The organism is Nonomuraea sp. NPDC050536 (genome assembly GCF_044457685.1).
GTDB lineage: Bacteria > Actinomycetota > Actinomycetes > Streptosporangiales > Streptosporangiaceae > Nonomuraea.
Genome location: NZ_JBITHD010000007.1, coordinates 63,701 through 82,078 on the forward strand (window position 1 = coordinate 63,701; position 18,378 = coordinate 82,078).

Annotated in this window: 23 protein-coding genes; 11 read left to right on the top strand and 12 right to left on the bottom strand. The window is 69.7% G+C overall.

Annotated elements, in window-relative coordinates:
* Positions 1–10: 10 nt before the first annotated feature.
* Genes ACIBHX_RS21070 through ACIBHX_RS21105 form a run of 8 tightly spaced genes read right to left on the bottom strand, consistent with a single transcriptional unit; the run spans position 11 to position 6,826 of the window.
* Positions 11–319 (bottom strand): MGMT family protein, encoded by a 309-nt coding sequence (locus ACIBHX_RS21070; protein ID WP_397068835.1) that lies wholly within the window; start codon positions 317–319, stop codon positions 11–13.
* Positions 313–654, bottom strand: a complete 342-nt coding sequence (locus tag ACIBHX_RS21075; RefSeq protein WP_397068836.1) for a hypothetical protein — start codon at positions 652–654, stop codon at positions 313–315. The genes ACIBHX_RS21070 and ACIBHX_RS21075 overlap by 7 nt, the downstream gene beginning before the upstream one ends.
* A 22-nt stretch (positions 655–676) precedes the next feature.
* Positions 677–1,852: a S8 family serine peptidase gene (locus tag ACIBHX_RS21080; RefSeq protein ID WP_397068837.1), complete on the bottom strand. Its 1,176-nt coding sequence runs from the start codon at positions 1,850–1,852 to the stop codon at positions 677–679.
* Positions 1,846–2,748 (bottom strand): hypothetical protein, encoded by a 903-nt coding sequence (locus tag ACIBHX_RS21085; protein ID WP_397068838.1) that lies wholly within the window; start codon positions 2,746–2,748, stop codon positions 1,846–1,848. The genes ACIBHX_RS21080 and ACIBHX_RS21085 overlap by 7 nt, the downstream gene beginning before the upstream one ends.
* A gap of 56 nt (positions 2,749–2,804) precedes the next feature.
* Positions 2,805–4,019 carry a S8 family serine peptidase gene (locus tag ACIBHX_RS21090; RefSeq protein WP_397068839.1) on the bottom strand — a complete coding sequence of 405 codons (1,215 nt, stop codon included), beginning with the start codon at positions 4,017–4,019 and terminating at the stop codon, positions 2,805–2,807.
* Positions 4,013–4,732: a hypothetical protein gene (locus tag ACIBHX_RS21095; RefSeq protein ID WP_397068840.1), complete on the bottom strand. Its 720-nt coding sequence runs from the start codon at positions 4,730–4,732 to the stop codon at positions 4,013–4,015. Before ACIBHX_RS21095 ends, ACIBHX_RS21090 begins: the two co-directional genes overlap by 7 nt.
* 19 nt (positions 4,733–4,751) lie before the next feature.
* Positions 4,752–5,933, bottom strand: a complete 1,182-nt coding sequence (gene moeZ / locus ACIBHX_RS21100) for an adenylyltransferase/sulfurtransferase MoeZ (protein ID WP_397068841.1) — start codon at positions 5,931–5,933, stop codon at positions 4,752–4,754.
* A gap of 41 nt (positions 5,934–5,974) precedes the next feature.
* Entirely contained in the window at positions 5,975–6,826 is an 852-nt protein-coding gene (locus tag ACIBHX_RS21105) for an alpha/beta fold hydrolase (RefSeq protein ID WP_397068842.1), read from the bottom strand.
* 252 nt (positions 6,827–7,078) lie between these two features.
* Here ACIBHX_RS21105 and ACIBHX_RS21110 point away from each other — a divergent pair, with 252 nt between their 5' ends.
* The 4 genes from ACIBHX_RS21110 to ACIBHX_RS21125 all read left to right on the top strand — a co-directional run bounded on the left by ACIBHX_RS21110 (position 7,079) and on the right by ACIBHX_RS21125 (position 9,287).
* The gene (locus ACIBHX_RS21110) at positions 7,079–7,369 is read left to right on the top strand and encodes a hypothetical protein (RefSeq protein WP_397068843.1); all 291 of its coding nucleotides are present in this window, start codon (positions 7,079–7,081) and stop codon (positions 7,367–7,369) included.
* Between the two features lie 58 nt (positions 7,370–7,427).
* A complete protein-coding gene (locus tag ACIBHX_RS21115) occupies positions 7,428–7,703 on the top strand; it encodes a hypothetical protein (protein WP_397068844.1) in 276 nt (91 codons plus the stop codon).
* A 308-nt stretch (positions 7,704–8,011) separates the two neighbouring features.
* Positions 8,012–8,305 carry a hypothetical protein gene (locus ACIBHX_RS21120; protein ID WP_397068845.1) on the top strand — a complete coding sequence of 98 codons (294 nt, stop codon included), beginning with the start codon at positions 8,012–8,014 and terminating at the stop codon, positions 8,303–8,305.
* Positions 8,306–8,504: 199 nt separating this feature from the next.
* Positions 8,505–9,287, top strand: a complete 783-nt coding sequence (locus ACIBHX_RS21125) for an SDR family oxidoreductase (protein WP_397068846.1) — start codon at positions 8,505–8,507, stop codon at positions 9,285–9,287.
* Between the two features lie 229 nt (positions 9,288–9,516).
* Here ACIBHX_RS21125 and ACIBHX_RS21130 read toward each other — a convergent pair whose 3' ends face one another.
* Complete coding sequence (locus tag ACIBHX_RS21130; protein WP_397068847.1) at positions 9,517–10,359, bottom strand: Ku protein; 843 nt, start codon at positions 10,357–10,359, stop codon at positions 9,517–9,519.
* Between the two features lie 81 nt (positions 10,360–10,440).
* Between ACIBHX_RS21130 and ligD (ACIBHX_RS21135) the strand changes: the two genes are divergently transcribed.
* The 5 genes from ligD (ACIBHX_RS21135) to ACIBHX_RS21155 all read left to right on the top strand — a co-directional run bounded on the left by ligD (ACIBHX_RS21135) (position 10,441) and on the right by ACIBHX_RS21155 (position 13,425).
* Entirely contained in the window at positions 10,441–11,322 is an 882-nt protein-coding gene (ligD, locus tag ACIBHX_RS21135; RefSeq protein WP_397069236.1) for a non-homologous end-joining DNA ligase, read from the top strand.
* Positions 11,319–12,191 (top strand): non-homologous end-joining DNA ligase, encoded by an 873-nt coding sequence (gene ligD, locus ACIBHX_RS21140; RefSeq protein ID WP_397068848.1) that lies wholly within the window; start codon positions 11,319–11,321, stop codon positions 12,189–12,191. The genes ligD (ACIBHX_RS21135) and ligD (ACIBHX_RS21140) overlap by 4 nt, the downstream gene beginning before the upstream one ends.
* Positions 12,192–12,222: 31 nt before the next feature.
* Positions 12,223–12,435, top strand: a complete 213-nt coding sequence (locus ACIBHX_RS21145) for a hypothetical protein (RefSeq protein ID WP_397068849.1) — start codon at positions 12,223–12,225, stop codon at positions 12,433–12,435.
* A 56-nt stretch (positions 12,436–12,491) separates the two neighbouring features.
* A complete protein-coding gene (locus ACIBHX_RS21150; RefSeq protein ID WP_397068850.1) occupies positions 12,492–13,112 on the top strand; it encodes a TetR/AcrR family transcriptional regulator in 621 nt (206 codons plus the stop codon).
* An 82-nt stretch (positions 13,113–13,194) separates the two neighbouring features.
* Entirely contained in the window at positions 13,195–13,425 is a 231-nt protein-coding gene (locus ACIBHX_RS21155) for a DUF3107 domain-containing protein (protein WP_397068851.1), read from the top strand.
* Between the two features lie 141 nt (positions 13,426–13,566).
* On the opposite strand, the gene ACIBHX_RS21160 is transcribed toward ACIBHX_RS21155, so the two are convergent.
* On the bottom strand, positions 13,567–13,917 hold the full coding sequence (locus ACIBHX_RS21160) for an ArsR/SmtB family transcription factor (RefSeq protein ID WP_397068852.1): 351 nt from the start codon (positions 13,915–13,917) through the stop codon (positions 13,567–13,569).
* A gap of 53 nt (positions 13,918–13,970) precedes the next feature.
* Positions 13,971–14,615, bottom strand: a complete 645-nt coding sequence (locus ACIBHX_RS21165; protein ID WP_397068853.1) for a ferritin-like fold-containing protein — start codon at positions 14,613–14,615, stop codon at positions 13,971–13,973.
* A 201-nt stretch (positions 14,616–14,816) separates the two neighbouring features.
* Here ACIBHX_RS21165 and ACIBHX_RS21170 point away from each other — a divergent pair, with 201 nt between their 5' ends.
* Complete coding sequence (locus ACIBHX_RS21170) at positions 14,817–16,775, top strand: DEAD/DEAH box helicase (RefSeq protein WP_397068854.1); 1,959 nt, start codon at positions 14,817–14,819, stop codon at positions 16,773–16,775.
* 55 nt (positions 16,776–16,830) lie between these two features.
* Here ACIBHX_RS21170 and ACIBHX_RS21175 read toward each other — a convergent pair whose 3' ends face one another.
* On the bottom strand, positions 16,831–17,400 hold the full coding sequence (locus ACIBHX_RS21175) for a GNAT family N-acetyltransferase (protein WP_397068855.1): 570 nt from the start codon (positions 17,398–17,400) through the stop codon (positions 16,831–16,833).
* A gap of 83 nt (positions 17,401–17,483) precedes the next feature.
* Between ACIBHX_RS21175 and ACIBHX_RS21180 the strand changes: the two genes are divergently transcribed.
* Entirely contained in the window at positions 17,484–18,374 is an 891-nt protein-coding gene (locus ACIBHX_RS21180) for an alpha/beta fold hydrolase (RefSeq protein WP_397068857.1), read from the top strand.
* Positions 18,375–18,378 lie beyond the last annotated feature (4 nt).

The following is an 18,378-nucleotide window of genomic DNA, read 5'->3' on the forward strand; positions in this document are numbered from 1 at the left end:
GTCAGGACGATTAATGAAAGTTCGCTGGACGCCCGTCCCAGCGCGCCTCGCGCATGTTCACCCGCTCGCCGCGCAGCGGGGTGCCCTCCTCGCGCCAGCGGGCCAGGCAGCGGACCAGGTGGTCGGGGGCCGCGCAGGTGCCGTCGGAGTGCACCACGCGCCACCACGGGACGCCGCCGCCCCAGGTGGACATGACCTTGCCGACCTGGCGCGGGCCGCCCTCGCCCAGGTATTCGGCGATGTCGCCGTAGGCCATCACCTTGCCGGGCGGGATGCGCTCGACCACGTCGAGGACGCGCTCGGCGAACGCGTCTACCACGACGCCGGTCCCGCCGCGACGATCTGGTCGAACTTGCCGACCTCCATGGCGACACCGTCGGCGATCACTTCGATGACGCCGTCGCGCACGGCGTAGGACTCGCCGTCCTCGCCCATCAGCCTGCCGCCGACCGCCGCCGCCAGCCGCAGCAGCTGGGCCAGGTGCCAGTCGGAGGCGGGCTCGCCCACGATCTGTCCGCGCCACGTGCCGATGCCGTGGTCGCCGACCGCGATCTCGTCAGACCCGCGCAGCTCGAATCCGGCCGGCGCGATCGCCTTCGCGACCTCGGCGAAGGCGAGCGGCGACTCACGAACCACGCGCAGCTCGTATCCCATGACGCGGGACCATAGCGGATCTTTACTCCTTGCGCTGATTCAGCACGATGATCGCACCACAGAACGTGACCAAGGCCAGGAGAACGCCCCCTCCGTACAGCCACAACCGCCACGGATCGGGCCCCGGGCGGGCCGGTCCCGGCGAGTCCTCGCCCGCGCCGAAATGCTTGCCCTGGGGCACGGCGACCTCGCGCTGCTCACCCGTCAACTTCTGGGCGGCGTTGAGCGCGGCGGCCGCGTCCACCACGCCGAAGCCGATCTTGTCGTCGTATCCGGCCGCCGGCCTGCCGCGCGCGCTGGTGGTCAGGGCCTGGGCGACCTGCTCGGGCGGCAGGTTCGGGTACCGCGACTTGATCAGCGCGGCCACGCCCGCGACGAGCGCGGCGGCGGCGCTGGTGCCCTCGGCCTGCTCGTAGCCCTTTCGCGTCACCACGGGCACGCCCACGCCGGGCGCGGACACCAGCACGGAGAGGTTGTCGCTGCTGAAGGCGGCCCTGTTGCCCTGCTTGTCCACCGCGCCCACGCCGATGACGCCCGGGTATCCGGCGGGGAAGCTCCAGAAGGAGGTGCCGTTCTGCTTGGCGTAGTTGGTCTCGCCGTCGTTGCCCACGGCCGCCACCAGCACCACGCCCTTGCCCAGCGCGTAGGAGACGGCCTCGCGCTCGGATTTGAGCACGCCGTAGGTGCCGATCGACATGCTGACGACCTGGGCGCCGTGGTTGGCGGCGTAGCGCAGCGCGCGGCCGAGCGGGCTGTCGAGCGCGGTCTGCGAGTCCTCGTTGGGCGGGGCGAAGTCCGGTCCGGATCCGGGTGGCGGGTCCCCGTCCTCGACGATGGGCAGCGACAGGATTCGCGCCTCGGGGGCGACGCCGACCAGTCCGTTGCCGGCTCCGGTGGCGGCGATCAGGCCGGCCATGGCGGTCCCGTGGGCGCCGGGCGCCATGTTGCGCTCCAGCGTGGCCGTGGTCATGTCGGGTCCTGCGGTGACCCGGCCGTTCAGCTCCTTGACCTTGGGGTCGACGCCGGTGTCGACGACCGCCACGGTGACGCCCTTGCCCTTGGTGAGGGTCCAGGCCTGCTCGACGTTGAGCGCGTCGAGCACCCACTGCTGTTGTTGCCTGACGGGTGGCGGCGCGGCGGCCGGGGCGTACAGCGCGAGAACGGCGGCTGTCAGCGCTCTGACGGCGGCGGTCAGCACACGTTCCCCTGGGTGCAGGGCGGGGCCTTGGGGGGATCCGCCAGGAAGTAGGCGATCTGGTTGCCGATCGACTTGGCCGCCGGCCACAGCTCGCTGTGCAGGATCTCCTCCGGAGGTACGGCGGCGCGGGTGCGGCCGTCGGCGTAACCGGCGGTGGAGAAGACGATGTAGGGACCCGCGCCCACCCAGCCGTTGCGCTGGCGCTGGTCGTTGCCGAAGCGCTCGGTCACGGTGCCGGGGAAGGCGACGGGCAGCACGCCGACGCGGTCGTCCTGGGAGAGCTGGTCGGTCGCGGACAGCCTGGATTCCTCGTCCTTCAGCACGGCGACGCCGACCGTGATGACGAACGTCTCGGTCTGGTCGACGTAGGTGGCGCGCAGCACGGTGACGCAGTCGTGGTCGGCCAGGATTCCGGCGACGGAGGGGTCCATGGCGCCCGTGCACTCGGTCTGCGGTGCGATGCCGACCCGTCTGGCGTACTGCTGCGCCCGGTCCAGGCCCAGGTACTTCAGCTCGTCGGGGAAGAGCTCCTCGGCCGGCCAGGCCTGCCAGCGGCGGGCGATCTCCTCCTGCTGGTAGCGGTTCTGCTCGGCGGCGGTCAGCGGGCGGGATCTGGTCTCGCCCAGCAGCCCGACGGTGCCGAGGAGCACGACGACGGCGGAGAGGGTCACGATCGCGCCGACCAGCGCCAGGAAGATGCTGCGCAGCCGGACACCCTGGCGCAGCGCGGCGAGTTCCGCCCGTTCCCGTGCGGCGGCTCTGGCACGCCCTGGCCCCGCGGCGGGCCAGGCGCGCACGCGCGATCTGCGGCCGGTGGCGGCGCCGAGCGGGTTGCTTCTCGGCGCGGCTCCTTCCCCGGCGCGCGGCAGCCCTGAAGTCGACTTACGTGCCTTCACCACCGCCTCGTTCCCGGGTTCGCATCGTGTCTATTTCGTCCCCGTAAGTGGGGAGATCATGCGTCTTGCCAGCCCTGCCCCCTTCGCGCGCGTCTGACCAGCACGAATATGAGGGTCAGGAAGGCCAGCGATCCCACGGCGGCGGCCGCGGCGATCGTTCCGTAGACCGTCACGCGCTGCCTGTCACGCACGATCACGGCGATCGGGACGGCCGCGCCGCCGCCCATCGGCCTCGCCGGGTCCTGCACCTGCGGGCCCTGCGCGGTCTCGGTGTGCTTGGCCAGCCGACCTGCCTCGGCCAGGGCTTTTGCGGCGTTGACCACGCCGAAGCCGGTGCCGATGTCGTAGCCGCCCGGCGGGCGGTCGTCGGCGCTCGCGGTCAGCGTCTGGGCCACCAGCGCCGGCGACATGCCCGGATATTTCGCCTTAATGAGGGCGGCGACTCCCGACACCAGCGCGGTCGCCTGCGAGGTGCCGCGGCCCACCCAGTAGGCGTCGCCGGGCCCCGCGCCCATGATGTCGACGCCGGGCGCGGCCACCAGCACCGAGGAGTTCCAGTTGGAGAACGAGGCCCGCTTGAGCCGCCGGTCGGTCGCGCCCACCGAGACCACGCCGGGGAAGGCGGCCGGGTAGGAGTAGGGGGCGTAGCCGCCGGCTTCCTGCCTGCGGGCGCCGTCGTTGCCCGCGGCGGCCACCAGCACCACGCCCTTGGAGATCGCGTAGCGGACCGCCGCCCGCTCCTGCTCGGTGGCCAGCTCCTTGGAGATCGACATGTTGATCACGCCGGCGCCGTGGTCGACCGCGTACCTGATCCCCCTGGCCACCACGTTCTCGAAACGCGCGGCCGAGTTGAACTCGCGGAAGCCCGGCTCCTCGTCCTCCAAGATCACCCGCACCGACAGCAGCCTGGCCTCCGGCGCCACCCCGATGATGCCCAGCCGCCCGTCGGGCCCATGGCCGTGCCCGGCGATGAGCGAGGCCATGTACGTCCCGTGCAGGCGGCGCGGCGCCACCCCCGGCGGGTTGGCACCCTCGGTGAAGTCCCTGCCCACGGTCACCGACCCGGCCAGGTCGTGGTGCCGCGGGTCGACGCCGGAGTCGAGCACGGCCACCAGCGCGCCCGCGCCTTTGCTGAGCCGCCACGCCTGGTTGAGCGCCAGCGTCCTGATGACGGGTTGCTGCCCGCCGCGCACGTTGTCGGCGTGCGCGGGCGTGGCCGCGGGAGCGATGATCGCCAGGACCACCGCCAGGGCGGTGACCCGCCTCAGCATCGCCATTCCTTGCCGGTGCAGTCGGGCATCCGCGGCGTGCTCAGGTCCGACAGGACGCGCGCGGAGATCTCCCCGGCGAAGGCGAAGATGGTGGGGCGCTGCTCGCCTACCGCGCGGGCGGGTCTGCCGTCGACCTGGCCTGCGGTGGTCAGCACGAGGTAGGGGCCGGCCTGCCGTACCGATCCGGCCTGCCGTACGGCGTCGGTGAAGCGGTCGGCGACCGTGCCGCTGAAGGGAACCGGGCGCAGGCCCGGCACGGGGCCACCCGACTCGGAGAAAGCACTCTTGGCGCGGACGGCGCCCAGCTCGTCCGGCAGCGCGACGACGCCGACGGTGACGAGCACGCCCTGCAGGGCGTCGATGTAGGTGGCCCGCAGCACCGCCCGGCAGCCGGCCTTGCGCAGGGCCCTGGCGGCCTTGGCGTCGACGGCGGCGGCGCAGTCGGTGCGCGGCGAGATGCCGATACGGCTGGCGTGTTCCGCGCCGCCCTGCTCTGCCGAGTACGGCAGGCTGGCGGGGAAGATGCGGCCGGCCTGCCAGGTGCGCCAGCGCGCGGCGACCTCGCGTTTGGCCGCCGCGTGCAGCTCAGCGGTGCTGGGCCCCCTGGACAGCTCCGAGCCCGCCGCACTGGCCGATACCCCCGCGACCACCGCGCACAGCACGGTCAGCACGGAGGCCGCCGCGAGGGCGGGCCAGGGGCGGGCTTTTTCCACACACCGACACTAATGCGCGTCAGTACGTGGGCAGGCTCGGATCCACGGTCTTGACCCAGCTGAGCACGCCGCCGCCGACGTGGACGGCGTCGGAGAAGCCGGCCGACTTGACGACCGCCAGCGCCTCGGCCGAGCGCGCGCCCGACTTGCAGTGCAACACGATGCGCTTGTCCTGGGGCAGCTTCTCCAGCGCGGAGCCGTTGAGGAACTCACCCTTGGGGATCAGCGTGGCGCCCGGGATCGAGACGATCTCGTACTCGTTGGGCTCGCGGACGTCGACCAGGAAGATGCTCTCGCCGTTGTCCTGCATGTCCTTGAGCTCCTGCGCGGTGATCGTGGAGCCGGTGGCCGCCTGGGCGGCCTCGTCGGAGATCGTGCCGCAGAACGCCTCGTAGTCCTCGAGCAGCTCGGTCACCGTCGGGTTCTTGCCGCACAGCACGCACTCGGGGTCCTTGCGGACCTTGACGTCGCGGTACTTCATCTCCAGGGCGTCGTAGATCATCAGCCGCCCGACCAGCGGGTCGCCGATCCCGGTCAGCAGCTTAATGGCCTCGTTGACCTGGATGGAGCCGATCGAGGCGCACAGCACGCCGAGCACGCCGCCCTCGGCGCAGCTGGGGACCATGCCGGGAGGCGGGGGCTCGGGGTAGAGGCAGCGGTAGCAGGGGCCGTGCTCGGCCCAGAACACGCTGGCCTGCCCGTCGAAGCGGTAGATCGACCCCCACACGTACGGCTTGCCGAGCAGCACGGCCGCGTCGTTGACCATGTAGCGGGTGGCGAAGTTGTCGGTGCCGTCGACGATCAGGTCGTAGCCGGAGAAGATCTCCATCACGTTCTCTGTCGTCAGCGCCGCGTTGTGGATGATCACGTCGACCAGCGGGTTGATCTCGCGGACCGAGGCGGCGGCGCTGTCGGCCTTCAGCCGGCCCACGTCGGACTGGCCGTGGATGATCTGGCGCTGCAGGTTCGACTCGTCGACCACGTCGAAGTCGATGATGCCGAGCGTGCCGATGCCGGCCGCGGCCAGGTACATCAGCGCGGGTGAGCCCAGGCCGCCGGCGCCCACCACGAGCACCTTGGCGTTCTTCAGCCGTTTCTGCCCGGCCATGCCCACGTCGGGGATGATCAGATGGCGCGAGTAACGGCGCACTTCATCGACGGTCAGCTCGTCGGCCGGCTCGACCAGGGGTGGCAAGGACACGGTTCTACGCTCCCATTGCAGGGGTCTTTGCAAGATGAAACCTAGCTGGCCAGTGGGGCATTCCCCAATCGCGTCTCACCGATCAGACGGCGTGCCTCGACGGCCACCACGCGCGGCAGCTCCATCATCGCCACGTGCCCGGCGTTCGGCAGCCACACGAGCCTGACCTGCTTGAACGTACGGCCGGCCTTCGCGGCCATGGCGGGACGGACAAGCCTGTCGTGCCTGCCGTGGATGATCAGGGTGGGCGCCTCGACCTTGGCCGCCAGCCGCCACAGGTTCCGCTCGCCGCGCCGGAAGTACTCGGTGACGATCCCCCTGGCCGAGCCGATCATCGCCGCTCCCGCGTACGCCAGGCCGTCCCTGCGGCGCAGCTCCTCCACCGCCTCACGGAGCCGGTCGGGATGGACGCGGGTGGTGTCGGCGAAGATCATCGAGTACGAGGCGTTGACCCGCTGCTCGGCCGGGATGAGGCGGAGCTTGGCCGACACCCACTCCCCCAGGCGCGGCGCGGCGGCAGCGGCCACCCGGGCCGGACCGTACCTCGGCAGCAGGTCCGGCAGCGCCGGCGAGATGAGTGTGAGCGAGCGGACCAGATCGGGCCGGGTGGCCGCGACCGCCACCGAGACGGCGCCGCCCAGCGAGTTGCCGAACAGGTGCACGGGCCCGGTCTCCTCGAGCAGCCCGATCACGGCCCTGGCATGGGCGGAAATCGAGTAGTCGCCGTCCGGCGGGGCGGGCGAGTGCCCGTTGCCCGGCAGGTCGATGGCGTGGCCGGTGACCTCGTCCTTGAGCTCGTCCATCAGGTCGGTCCAGTTGGTGGCCGCGCCGGCCAGGCCATGCACGAAGACCGCCTGCTCGGCGGGGCCTTCAGGGGTGGACCGGACATGCACGGGACCGACCATCCGCCCGGACCAATGGGGAATCGGCTGCTCCATCCCTCCACGATATCCGCCCCACCCTTTCGGACAAACCCGCACATATCCACAAAGATCAGCATGGAATGGATAAATAGAGACTAAAAGGGGCGAACTGCTGTTTATCGCCACAAACTCCCGGCAATAAGGCCATGCAAGATGACCCGATTGCGTCATCGAGGGCGGCTCGCCCGAAGTGCTGGAGAACCGTTCAAGGGGGAAGCACAAATGTCCAAGCTCAGAACCGCGCTCGCCGCGGGCATTCTCACTGTCGCCATGGCCTCCGGCGGCCTGGCTATCACAGAAGCCGTGGACACGAGCTCAGCCAGCGCCGACGCCGCGAAGCCTCATCCGCCCAGGTGGCCCCACTTCCCCAAGGCGCACCCGGGGAAGATCTGGCCTCACTTCCCTGCCTTCAAGTGGTGCAGGGCCAAGGTGCGTAAGCACGCCAAGGCCGCCAGGACCAAGGTCAAGTCCAGCACCAGCATGGGCACCACCAGCATGGGCAAGAAGAAGTAGGCCCGTTCGCGTCACCAAGGGCGCCGGCTCGCCCCGAACCGTTCAGGGGGAAGCACAGATGTCCAAGCTCAGAACCACGCACGCCGCGGACATTCTCGCTCTCGCCATGACCGGTGGCCTCGCCATCACGCAAGCCACCGGGGCGAGCCCAGCCGGCGCCACCAGGACCCTGCGCGTCAGCATCGCCAAGCAGGTCCACGCCGGACACAACTTCAGGAAGGCCCGCGCCGTCTCCTCCGTGAACACCTGGAATGGCCGGTCGCTCCGCGACTGCCACCGCTTTCACGAAGGGTCGGGTCAAGGGCCGGAAGTGGTAGAGCCCGCCTCGCTTTAGCGACACCCGCGGCGCCGCAGAACCTCATAGGTTCTGCGGCGCTGTCGCGTTTCCAGCCGCTTTCCCCGGCACCGCGCATTAACGGACATTTTCGGATAAATACTGCTAAATGCTCAAATAGCACCCCAATAAATGCAATCAGGGGGTTAGTGAACAGCAAAAGCCTGCTGAATGCCGTTTATGATCATGAATGGTCGGCAATTCTGACAACCAGGAAGGCTCTAGGCGAAAGAGCAATCCCAGGCCCTTCGCCGACAATTCCGGCACAAGCGCCTGAAGTGCAAGAGACCGTCAAGGGGAAGCACATCATGTTCAATCTCAACCGAACGCTCGCGGCCGCGGCTCTCAGCACCGCGCTGGCGAGCGGCATCGTCGGCCTCGGAACCGTCACCGTCACCGCCGCCCACGCCAGCGCCGCCAGCAGCGGCGCGACGATGGATGTCTGGAACGGGCGCGGAGGGCGCTGCGTCTTCCTCGGCCCTGCGGGCGCCGTTCGTAGGGGCCACTACGAGAACGAAGTCCACGGACGCTTCCGCGTCTTCAGCGGCTGGCACATCCACCGTGAGCGCGGCTGTGTCCGTACCAGGAACTTCTTCTGGTAAATAGCAGCACAGCCGAATAGTGGCAGGGGGCTTCACCCACGGAGCCCCCTGCCACTCCCTTTTCTTATGAGCGGCTTGGCGGTCGGGAAAGCGGCCATACCCGACCGGGTATGGCCGCTCACCGGCACGCTGTCACAAACCCAGCTCGGGAGGCGTCAGGGCAGTAGAAGCACGCAACGAGCTGGAACTGGAGCAAGTCATGACCGCGACGATCCTGGTCACCGGTGGCACGGGCACTCTCGGACGCCTCGTCGTCCCCCTGCTGCGCGAGGCCGGCAACGAGGTGCGGGTGCTGAGCCGCTCCGCCCGTGAGCCGCGCGACGGCGTCCGCTACTTCGCCGTCGACCTGCTGAAGGGCGAGGGCATCGAGCCCGCGGTCGCCGGCGTCGACATCGTGCTGCACCTGGCGGGCGGTGCCAAGGGCGACGATGTGGCGACCGCCAACCTGGTGCGCGCCGCCTCGGCCGCCGGGGTGCGGCACCTGGTCTACATCTCGGTCATCGGCGCGGACCGGATGCCGATCGGGTACTTCCGCGCCAAGCGCGGCGCGGAGCTGGCCATCGCCGATTCCGGGATCCCCTGGACCACCCTGCGAGCCGCGCAGTTCCACGACTTCGCCCTCAACGCGGTCCGCGCGATGGCCAAAATGCCGTTCATCCCGTCGCCGGGCGGCCTGCGCTTCCAGCCGGTCGACGCCCGCGACGTCGCCGAGCGCCTCGTCACGCTCGCCCTCGCCGCGCCCGCCGGCCTCGTCCCCGACATCACGGGCCCCAAGGTGTACGGCATGGCGGACCTGGCCCGTAGCTACCTCCGCGCCATCGGCAAGCGCCGCCCCACCCTCCCCATCCGGGTCCCCGGCAAGATCGGCAAGGCCTACCGCGCGGGCGACAACCTCTCACTCGACGCCACCACCGGCACCCGAACCTGGGAAGCCTTCCTCACCGACCACCTCACCACCCCCCACCCCGCCCCCACCCACTGACCCCACCCACTGACCCCACCCACGAGAGCACACCTTCCGGGTGCCCCCGCAGGGAGCAACCGCGCGGCGCGGAAAGAGCGCACCACCGCGCGGCAACGCCACCCCTCGCCCCCGCGGGAGCGCGTCGACTCACGCGAAGGCGCGCCACCCGTGTGAGAGTGCGGGCGCGCGTCGCGCGGAGGAGTGCCTGCCACGCCGCGGGGGCGCGCCGTTCCGTGGGAGTGGGGGGTTAGGCGGTTTTGCGGGGTTTGCGTTTGGGTTCTTTGGTGGGCTTTTTTTCGGGCTTGGACGGCTCGCGTTCGCGCTTGGCGGCCTCGACGCTGGCGCGCAGGGCTGCCATGAGGTCGACGGCGGGACCCGCCTCCTCCTCGCCCCCGGGAGGCGCGATGACCTCCTTGCCCTCCACCTTGGCCTCGATCACCTGCTGCAGCGCCTCGCGGTAGGCGTCGTGGTACTCGGTGGGGTCGAACTCCGCCTCCATCGTCTGGATGAGCGACTCGGCCATCTGCAGTTCCTGCGCCCTGACCTCGATGTCCTCCTCCAGGAAGGGGAAGTCCGGTGCGCGGATCTCGTCGGGCCAGAGCATCGTCTCCAGTACGAACACCCCATCACGCACCCGCAGCGTGGCCAGCGACTCGCGCTGCCGCAGCGCCACCTTGACCACGGCCACCTGCCCCGACGCCTCCAGCGCGTTGCGGAGCAAGACGTACGGCTTGGCTCCCTGCCCGTCGGGCTCCAGGTAGTAGGACTTGGAGAAGTAGATCGGGTCGATCTGCTCGGCGGGGGCGAACTGGAGCACGTCGATCCGGCGGGACGTGCTCAGCGGCAGGTCGTCGAAGTCCTCGTCGGTGAGCACGACAATCTCCCCGGTGGCCAGTTCGTAGCCCTTGGCGATGTCGCTGTAGGGGACCTCTTCGCCGTCCAGGGTGCACACGCGCTTGTAGCGGATCCTGCCGCCGTCCTCGCGGTGGACCTGGTGGAAGGTGACGTCCTTCTGCTCGGTGGCCGAGTACAGCTTGACCGGGATGGTGACCAGTCCAAAGGAGATCGCACCCTTCCAGATGCTGCGCATGGGGACTCCTCTGCTGTCGTTGGCACACCAATTGGGCACATACCCCTCATGGGCCAACCGATGCCATACCCGGTCGAGCCAATGCTGGCCGTACCTGGGGGGCTACCCATAGATCGTGATCGTTACGGGCTAGAGGTCAAGTGGGATGGCATCAGGGCCGTGGTCCACATCGACCACGGTCTCAGGGTGACGGGCCGCCACGGAACCGAGTACACCCGCCGTTATCCCGAAATTTCGGGGTTCGGTGTGAAGAATGCGGTGCTGGATGGCGAGGTCGTCGCCCTCGACCAGCAGGGCAGGCCCAGCTTCGAACGCCTGCAGCGAAGGATGCACCTGACCGATCCTGAGCCCAGGATGCTGGAGCTCTACCCGGTCACCTACTTCCCCTTCGACCTGCTCTACCTCGACGGCACGCCCCTGTTCGACCTGTCCTACCGCGATCGCAGGAGCCTGCTCGACGAGCTCGACATCGGGGCCCCGCCGTACTTCCCCGGAGAGTCCGACCTGCTCAGCGCCACCCATGAGCAGGGCCTGGAGGGGGTTGTCGCCAAGCGGCTCGACTCCCCCTACCGCCCCGGCGTGCGCTCGCCGTGGTGGGTCAAGGTGAAGAACCTGAGCACCAGAGAGGTCGTCATCGGCGGCTGGAAGGCGGGCAAGGGCAGGCGCGCGGGCGGGATCGGCTCGCTGATCATGGGCGTGTTCACCGAGGAGGGCCTGACGTACGTGGGACACGTCGGGACCGGGTTCACCGATGTGACGCTGGACGAGCTGTACGCGCTGCTGCGCCCGATGGAGATCCCGCGCAGCCCCTTCCTCAACGACGTGCCGTGGCGCAACCGTTGGGTTAGACCCGATCTCGTCGGGGAGGTGGCTTACACGATGTGGACCGACGAGCTGCGGCTGCGCCATCCCGTCTGGCGCGGGCTGCGGCCCGACAAGATCCCCGCGGAGGTACGGCTGTGAAGGTCCCGGTGAAGGTGGACGGGCGCGAGCTGACGCTCAGCAACCTGAACAAGGTGCTCTACCCCGAGGTCGGCTTCACCAAGGCCGAGGTCATCGACTACTACTCGCGGATCGCGCCGGTGCTGCTGCCGCATCTGGAGGGCAGGCCGCTGACGGTCAAGCGCTACCCCAACGGGGTGGACGGCGCGTACTTCTTCGAGAAGAACGCCCCCAGCCACACACCTGCCTGGGTCAGGCGGGTGCGGCTGCCGGTGCCCGGCAGCGGCAAGAACCGGGACACCATCGACTTCGCCGTGGTGGAGGATCTGCCCTCGCTGGTCTACTACGCCAACCTGGCCGCGCTGGAACTGCACGTGCCGCAGTGGCGCGTCTCGGACGACGGCCAGGCCGAACCGCCCGACCTGCTCGTGTTCGACCTGGATCCCGGGCCACCCGCCACGATCGTGGAGTGCTGCCAGGTGGCGCAGCTGCTGCGCGGGCTGCTGGAGGACGACGGGCTGACGGCCGTGCCCAAGACCAGCGGCAACAAGGGCATGCAGCTGTACGCGCCGTGGGACGGCAGGCAGGAGCCCTCGGCGTACGCCAAGGAGCTGGCCCAGCGCCTGGCCAAGGCCCACCCGCGGCACGTGGTCAGCGTGATGACGAAGTCGGCCAGGCCGGGGAAGGTGTTCATCGACTGGAGCCAGAACAACCCGGCCAAGACCACCGTGGCTCCCTACTCGCTGCGTGCCAGGCAGCGGCCCACGGTGTCGACGCCGCTGCTGTGGGAAGAGGTGGAATCGTGCGGGTCTCCCGGAGACCTGGTCTTCACCGCGTCCGACGTACTGGCCAGAGTGGAGAAGCACGGCGACCTGTTCAGTCAGGCGTAGGCTGGATCCGTCCACACGTGGAGGGGATGACATGTCGGAGATGGACGTGCGCGGAGACGATCTGCCCTTCGACGAGGCGGAACCACCCACCGAGGCCCCCGAGGCCGACGCCGCCGAGAAGGCCCGCCGGCTGCACGACGCCGAAGCGACACTGCGACACGAGGTCCCGCTGGACGTCAACCCGGCCGACGCGGCCGAGCAGGATCGCGAGGTCGGCCTCGACGATGACGATGACTATCGATGAGGTGGCGTTGACCCGCCCGTAGGATGTCCCAACCGAGCCCGTACGAAGGAGGGGGCATGACCGCCACCCCGGACGCCAAGCCCCGGGGCACCAGGCTGCCCCGTCTAGCCCGCCGCAGGCAGTTGCTGAGCGCGGCGCAGGAAGTCTTCGTGGAGAACGGCTACCACGCCGCTGCCATGGACGAGATCGCCGACCGGGCAGGGGTCAGCAAGCCGGTGCTGTATCAGCACTTCCCCGGCAAGCTGGAGCTCTATCTGGCTCTGCTCGACCTGCACGTCGACGACATGGTCAACCGCTGCCGTGATGCTCTCGCCTCGACCCACGAGAACAAGCTGCGCGTGCAGGCCACCTTCAGCGCGTTCTTCGACTTCGTCTCCAGCCAGGGCGAGGCCTTCCGCCTCGTCTTCGAGTCCGACCTGCGCAATGTGGCGCCGGTCCGCCAGCGGGTGGAGCGCGCGCTGCGCGAGTGCGCCGAGATGGTCAGCGCGGTGATCCAGGAGGACACCGGCTGCACCAGCGACGAGGCCCACCTGCTCGGGGTCGGGCTGGTCGGCATGGCCGAGGTCAGCGCCCGTTACTGGGTCACCCAGCACGACTCGATCCCCAAGGACGCCGCCGAGCAGCTCATGGCCAGACTCGCCTGGCGCGGCATCAGCGGTTTTCCGCGTACGGCGTAACCCCGTTCGCTTGGCGCGATCATCCACTCGTTTGCGCTGTTCAGGGGCGACCATGGGATCGAGCCCGTCGAAAGGGAACAGCATGGAAGTCAAGATCGGCGTACGGTCCGTGCACCGAGAGCTCATCATCGAGACTGATCTGAGCCCTGAGCAGGTCGAAGAGGAAGCCAGGAAGGCGCTCGCACTCGACAACGGCGTCTTCGCCCTTAGCGACACCAAGGGCCGGCGGGTGATCGTCCCTACCGCATCCCTCGGTTTCATCGAGATCGGTGAAGACGAGAACAGGCCGGTCGGCTTCGGCGGCACCCTCTAGGTCGCCGAGGGGTACGGCGAGCCGCGCCGTACCCCTGGCGCGGCACTACGACATGCTCGCGGTCGCTCCTGACCATCACGGAGCGGCGGATCGGATCAGCCACGGATGGTGCAGCCCCGGGGGCGCCGGGGCCGGGCGACGTCATCCCGCTTCTGCTCGGTCGTCGGACAATCCGCGCTCACCCTCCGCAATACGGCGCGCGAAGTCCAGTGATTCGGCCCACATCTCGTCAAGGAACTGCCGTAGCGGCGCCAGGCCCTCATGCCTGGCACGGTACAACCGTTTCGTACCCTCGCGCCGCTCGATGACCAGACCCGCTTCCTTCAACCCCTGAAGGTGCTGGGAGATGGCGGGCCTGGTCACCTCGAAGTGCTCGGCGATCCGTCCCGCGGGCAGCTCTTGATGGGCCACCAGCTTGAGGATGGCCCTGCGCCGCAGCTCCGAAATGGCCTTGATCGCGTGGTCGATCGGATCTGGGGCTATCTCTTCCACAGTCCTATCCGGTTGCCCTGCGGGTCGGTGAACTCAGCCAGCGTGCCAACGCTTCAGATGCCGAGGGCGGCCATGCGCTTGCCGTGCTCCTCCGTCAGCCGGGCGAACAGCCGGGAGATCTCCGCCTGGTCGTTGGCGGCCTTCTCCACCAGCAGCTCGGCCAGCTCGGGCCGCGCCGCCGCCACCCGCTGGGCCTGGCTGAGCCCCTCGCCGACCAGCCGCCGCGCCCACAGCGCGAGCTTCCCGCCCGCCGCGGGATCCGCCTCGATCGCGGCCCTGACCCGCTCGACCACGAACTCCGAGCGATCCTCGTCGGCCAGCACCTCGTCGACCAGATCGGCGATCGACGGGTCGAGGTGCCTGGCCGCCTCGCGGTAGAAGTCGAGCGCGATGCCCACCCCGACGTAGGCCTTGACCAGGGCCTGCAACCAGTCGGCCGGGGAGGTCTGGGTGTGCCAGGCGTCGAACGCCTCGACGAACGGGGACATCGCCGCCTCCGGGTCGGCGCCCAGCGCGGACAGCCTGTCGCGCAGCAGCCGGAAGTGCGCGTACTCGGCCACGGCCAGCTCGCCGAGCGCCGCCCGCTCGCCGACCGTGGGCGCGAACCGGGACGCGTCACCAGCCATCTGGAGGAACGCGCTCAGTTCCGCATAGGCCAGAACACCGAGGAGATCGACGACACCAGGGGACTCATCCATGATTGGCAGCGTACTTCGGGAACAACACGAAACTCGGCTGGCGTTGTGCTATCGAGTACACTGCTCTGTGAAAGTGCGACCGCACTGTGTTATTTCGGGAGATTCCCTCCCGATGTCCCCGCTCCCCGGGCCGCGGTCGCTAATGACTGGAGAGGGCTGACCCCGGTTTCGACCCATTGGTCCCGGCAGGTCCGCCTTCATTTGAGACTGAGGCAGGCCACGCTGACGACTTTCCGAGACCTCGGAGTCACACCTGAGATCGCCGATGCCCTCGAGACCGAGGGCATCATCACACCGTTCCCCATCCAGGAGATGGCGCTCCCGCTCGCGCTGAGCGGCCAGGACCTGATCGGCCAGGCGCGCACCGGCACCGGCAAGACCTACGCCTTCGGCATCGCGATGCTGCAGAGCATCGGCAAGCCGCGCAAGAACCGCAAGAAGCCGCGCGGACTGGTCGTCGTCCCGACCCGTGAGCTCGCCACCCAGGTCTCCGAGGACCTGGTCACCGCCGCGGGCAAGCTCGGCTCCCGCGTGCTCACCGTGTACGGCGGGCGGGCCTACGAGCCGCAGGTCGAGGCGCTCAAGGCCGGCGTCGACGTGATCGTCGGCACCCCGGGACGCCTGCTCGACCTGGTCAAGCAGAAGCACCTCGACCTGTCGCAGATCACCTCGCTGGTGCTCGACGAGGCCGACCGCATGCTCGACCTGGGCTTCCTGCCCGACATCGAGCGCATCTTCAAACTCATTCCCGAAGAGCGGCAGACGATGCTGTTCTCGGCCACGATGCCGGGCGAGATCGTCGCGCTGTCCAGGAAGTACCTCAACCGGCCCACGCACGTGCGCGCAGAGAACAGCGACGTGGACGAGGCCGAGATCACCCCGCAGGTGCGCCAGTTCGTCTGGCGTGTGCACCGGATGGACAAGATCGAGCTCCTGGCCCGCATCCTGCAGGCCGGCGGCCGTGGGCTCACGATGGTCTTCTGCGAGACCAAGCGGGCCTGTGACATGGTCGCCGAGCAGCTCGACACCCGCGGCTTCGCGGTCGCGGCCGTCCACGGCGACCTCGGCCAGGGCCAGCGGGAGCAGGCGCTGCGTGCGTTCCGCAACGGCAAGATCGACGTGCTCGTCGCCACCGACGTCGCGGCCCGCGGCATCGACATCGACGACGTCACCCACGTGGTCAACTACGACGCCCCCACCGAGGACAAGACCTACGTCCATCGCATCGGCCGCACCGGTCGGGCGGGCAAGACGGGCATCTCGGTCACCTTCGTCGAGTGGGAGCAGCTGACCCGCTGGAAGATGATCAACCAGATGCTCGGGCTCGAGTTCGCCGAGCCGGAGGAGACCTACTCCTCCTCTCCGCACGTCTACACCGAGATGGGCATCGCCGAGGGCACCAAGGGCGTGCTGCCGCACGCCAGCCGCTCCAGGGCGGGCCTTTCCGCCGAGGAGATCGAGGACCTGGGCGAGACCGGGCGCTCCCGCAGCCGCAGCCGTGGCCGCGACGAGCGTCCGGCGGCCCGCACGCCTCGCCAGCGCCGCCGCACCCGTGGCGGACTAGCCGCGGATTCCGTCGAGACGCCGGAGGTCGAGCAGATGAGCAGCAGTGAGGAGACACCCGCCATCATCACCGCCGACGAGATAGAGGCCGCCGCCGCGCCCGCGGCGAACGCCCGCTCCCGCCGAACCCGCCGCGGCGCCGCGACGGACGCCATCGAGAGCGCCCTGTCCACGGTCGACGTTCTGGAGCCCGAGGCCGAGGCGCCCAAGGCACGCCGTACCCGCCGCACCGCGGCCCCGGTCGCCGAGCAGCCCAAGCTCGCTCCCGAGCCCCAGGTCGTCGAGCCCCAGGTCGTCGAGGCCCAGCCCGTGGTGAAGACCCGGGTCAGGGCTGCCCGCGCGGCCGAGCCGCGGACCGTGGAGTACTCGAACCCCGAGCCCGAGCAGCCGAGCTTCCTGGCCCCGCCGCCGCCGGCGCGCAGGGAGGCGGAGCGCATCGTCCCGCCGAACCCGTTCACGGTGATCTTCCAGTCACCCGACCTGGCCACGGACGACGACGACATCGCCCCGTCCGCCGCCACCGAGCGCCAGCAGCAGCGCCGCCGCCCCCGTACCGGCGGAAGCAGCGGAAGCGGCGGTAATCGCCGCCGCGCCTAGCTCCCGCTAGCGATCGCGCACAGGGCGCGTGCCGTCATCCGGCACGCGCCCTTCTTCATGCCCGCAGGTCCCGCCGCATGATGGGCCTGGTCGGCGTGCGCCGGGCGACCTCGTGGAAGCCGGCCGCGTCGAAGAGCGCGCGCCAGCCGTAGTAGAGCTCGGCGGCCGGCAGCTTGCGGTCGGTGTCGATCGGATAGCCCTCGACGGCCCGCGCCCCGCACGAGGCCGCGTAGTCCACGGCCCCCGACAGCAGCGCCGCGGGAATGCCCTTCCTCCTGCCTGATCGCACCACGTAGAAGCAGGTGACGGCCCACACGCCGGGTTCGGCGGGGTCGAGCGGCTTCATGGTGGACGATCTGGCCAGCCGTACGTGATCCTCGCGTGGCGCGACCGCGCACCAGCCGACCGGCTCGCCGTCCAGGAAGGCCAGCACGCCGGGGGCGGGGCCGGGCGAGTCGACGAGCGCGCGCAGCCGCTCGCGGGCGCCCTCGCCCTTGAGCTCGCGGAACTGCGCGCCCGTGGCGCGGAACCACAGGCACCAGCAGCCGCCGTGCGCCCCATGCGGCCCGAAGACCGCCTCCACGTCGGGCCACGAAAGGGCGGGACGGATGTCCAGCTCGGTCATAAGCGCGCAACTCCCCAGAACTCGCATCAGCGTACGGTGTTGGCCAGTGTCGAGGCCCTGACCTCTGGGTATTGTTGCCCCACGTGAGTACGCCGCGATTCCTGAACCTGCCTCCTGGCGTCGTACCCCGCAGGCTGGACACGTCCCAGGGCACGTTCGCGGTCCTGGAGGCGCTGCCGGTCAGCGGTGTGGTGGAGCGCCTGCCGGCGATCCTGGTGCCGGGCCTGACCGGCAGCAAGGAAGACTTCATCGCGGTGTTGCAGACCCTGGCGCAGTCCGGCCGCCGGGTGCTGGCGATCGACCTGCGCGGCCAGTACGAGACGCCGGGTCCCGACGATCCCGAGGCCTACACCTGCGCGGCGCTGGGCGCCGACGTGGACCTGCTGGCCCAGGTGGTCGGCGGCGGCGAGGAGGTGCACCTGGTCGGTCACTCCTTCGGCGGGCTGGTGGCGCGCGAGGCGGTCATCGACGGGCGTACCAAGTTCGCCTCGTTCACGCTGATGAGCTCGGGCCCCGCCGCGATCGTGGGCCCGCGCGCCGAGAACGGCATGAAGATCGTGCAGGAGCTCCCACGGCTGGGTCTGGAACACCTGTGGCACACCAGGTTCGAGCCGGAGGCGCTGTCCGGCGACGTGCCCGACGAGATCGTGGCGTTCCTGCACAAGCGGCTGCTGGCCCACTCCCCGACGGGGCTGGCCAGGATGGCCGAGCAGGTGCTGTCGATGTACGACCGCACCGACGAGCTGCGCCAGATCGAGGTGCCCACGCTGGTGCTGTTCGGCGAGCACGACGACGGCTGGCCGCCGGTGGTGCAGAGCGAGATGGCCAACCGGCTGGGCGCGGAGTTCATGGTGGTGCCCGGCGCCGCCCACTCCCCCGCGGTCGAGGCGCCGGAGACCACCGCGCAGACGCTGGTCAGGTTCTGGAACGCGGCGGAGCAGCACTCCTTGGACATCCGGCCCAATAGCGTGTAATCAT

Bases quoted from the DNA above. Each gene is read 5' to 3' on its own strand.
- ACIBHX_RS21145 (WP_397068849.1), top strand. From the start codon at position 12,223: ATGTCGGAGATGGACGTGCGCGGAGACGATCTGCCCTTCGACGAGGCG.
- ACIBHX_RS21125 (WP_397068846.1), top strand. From the start codon at position 8,505: ATGACCGCGACGATCCTGGTCACCGGTGGCACGGGCACTCTCGGACGC.
- ACIBHX_RS21130 (WP_397068847.1), bottom strand. From the start codon at position 10,359: ATGCGCAGCATCTGGAAGGGTGCGATCTCCTTTGGACTGGTCACCATC.
- ACIBHX_RS21115 (WP_397068844.1), top strand. From the start codon at position 7,428: ATGTCCAAGCTCAGAACCACGCACGCCGCGGACATTCTCGCTCTCGCC.
- ACIBHX_RS21075 (WP_397068836.1), bottom strand. From the start codon at position 654: ATGGGATACGAGCTGCGCGTGGTTCGTGAGTCGCCGCTCGCCTTCGCC.
- ACIBHX_RS21110 (WP_397068843.1), top strand. From the start codon at position 7,079: ATGTCCAAGCTCAGAACCGCGCTCGCCGCGGGCATTCTCACTGTCGCC.
- ACIBHX_RS21150 (WP_397068850.1), top strand. From the start codon at position 12,492: ATGACCGCCACCCCGGACGCCAAGCCCCGGGGCACCAGGCTGCCCCGT.
- ACIBHX_RS21120 (WP_397068845.1), top strand. From the start codon at position 8,012: ATGTTCAATCTCAACCGAACGCTCGCGGCCGCGGCTCTCAGCACCGCG.
- ligD (WP_397069236.1), top strand. From the start codon at position 10,441: ATGCTGGCCGTACCTGGGGGGCTACCCATAGATCGTGATCGTTACGGG.
- ACIBHX_RS21175 (WP_397068855.1), bottom strand. From the start codon at position 17,400: ATGACCGAGCTGGACATCCGTCCCGCCCTTTCGTGGCCCGACGTGGAG.
- ACIBHX_RS21155 (WP_397068851.1), top strand. From the start codon at position 13,195: ATGGAAGTCAAGATCGGCGTACGGTCCGTGCACCGAGAGCTCATCATC.
- ACIBHX_RS21090 (WP_397068839.1), bottom strand. From the start codon at position 4,019: ATGCTGAGGCGGGTCACCGCCCTGGCGGTGGTCCTGGCGATCATCGCT.
- ACIBHX_RS21165 (WP_397068853.1), bottom strand. From the start codon at position 14,615: ATGGATGAGTCCCCTGGTGTCGTCGATCTCCTCGGTGTTCTGGCCTAT.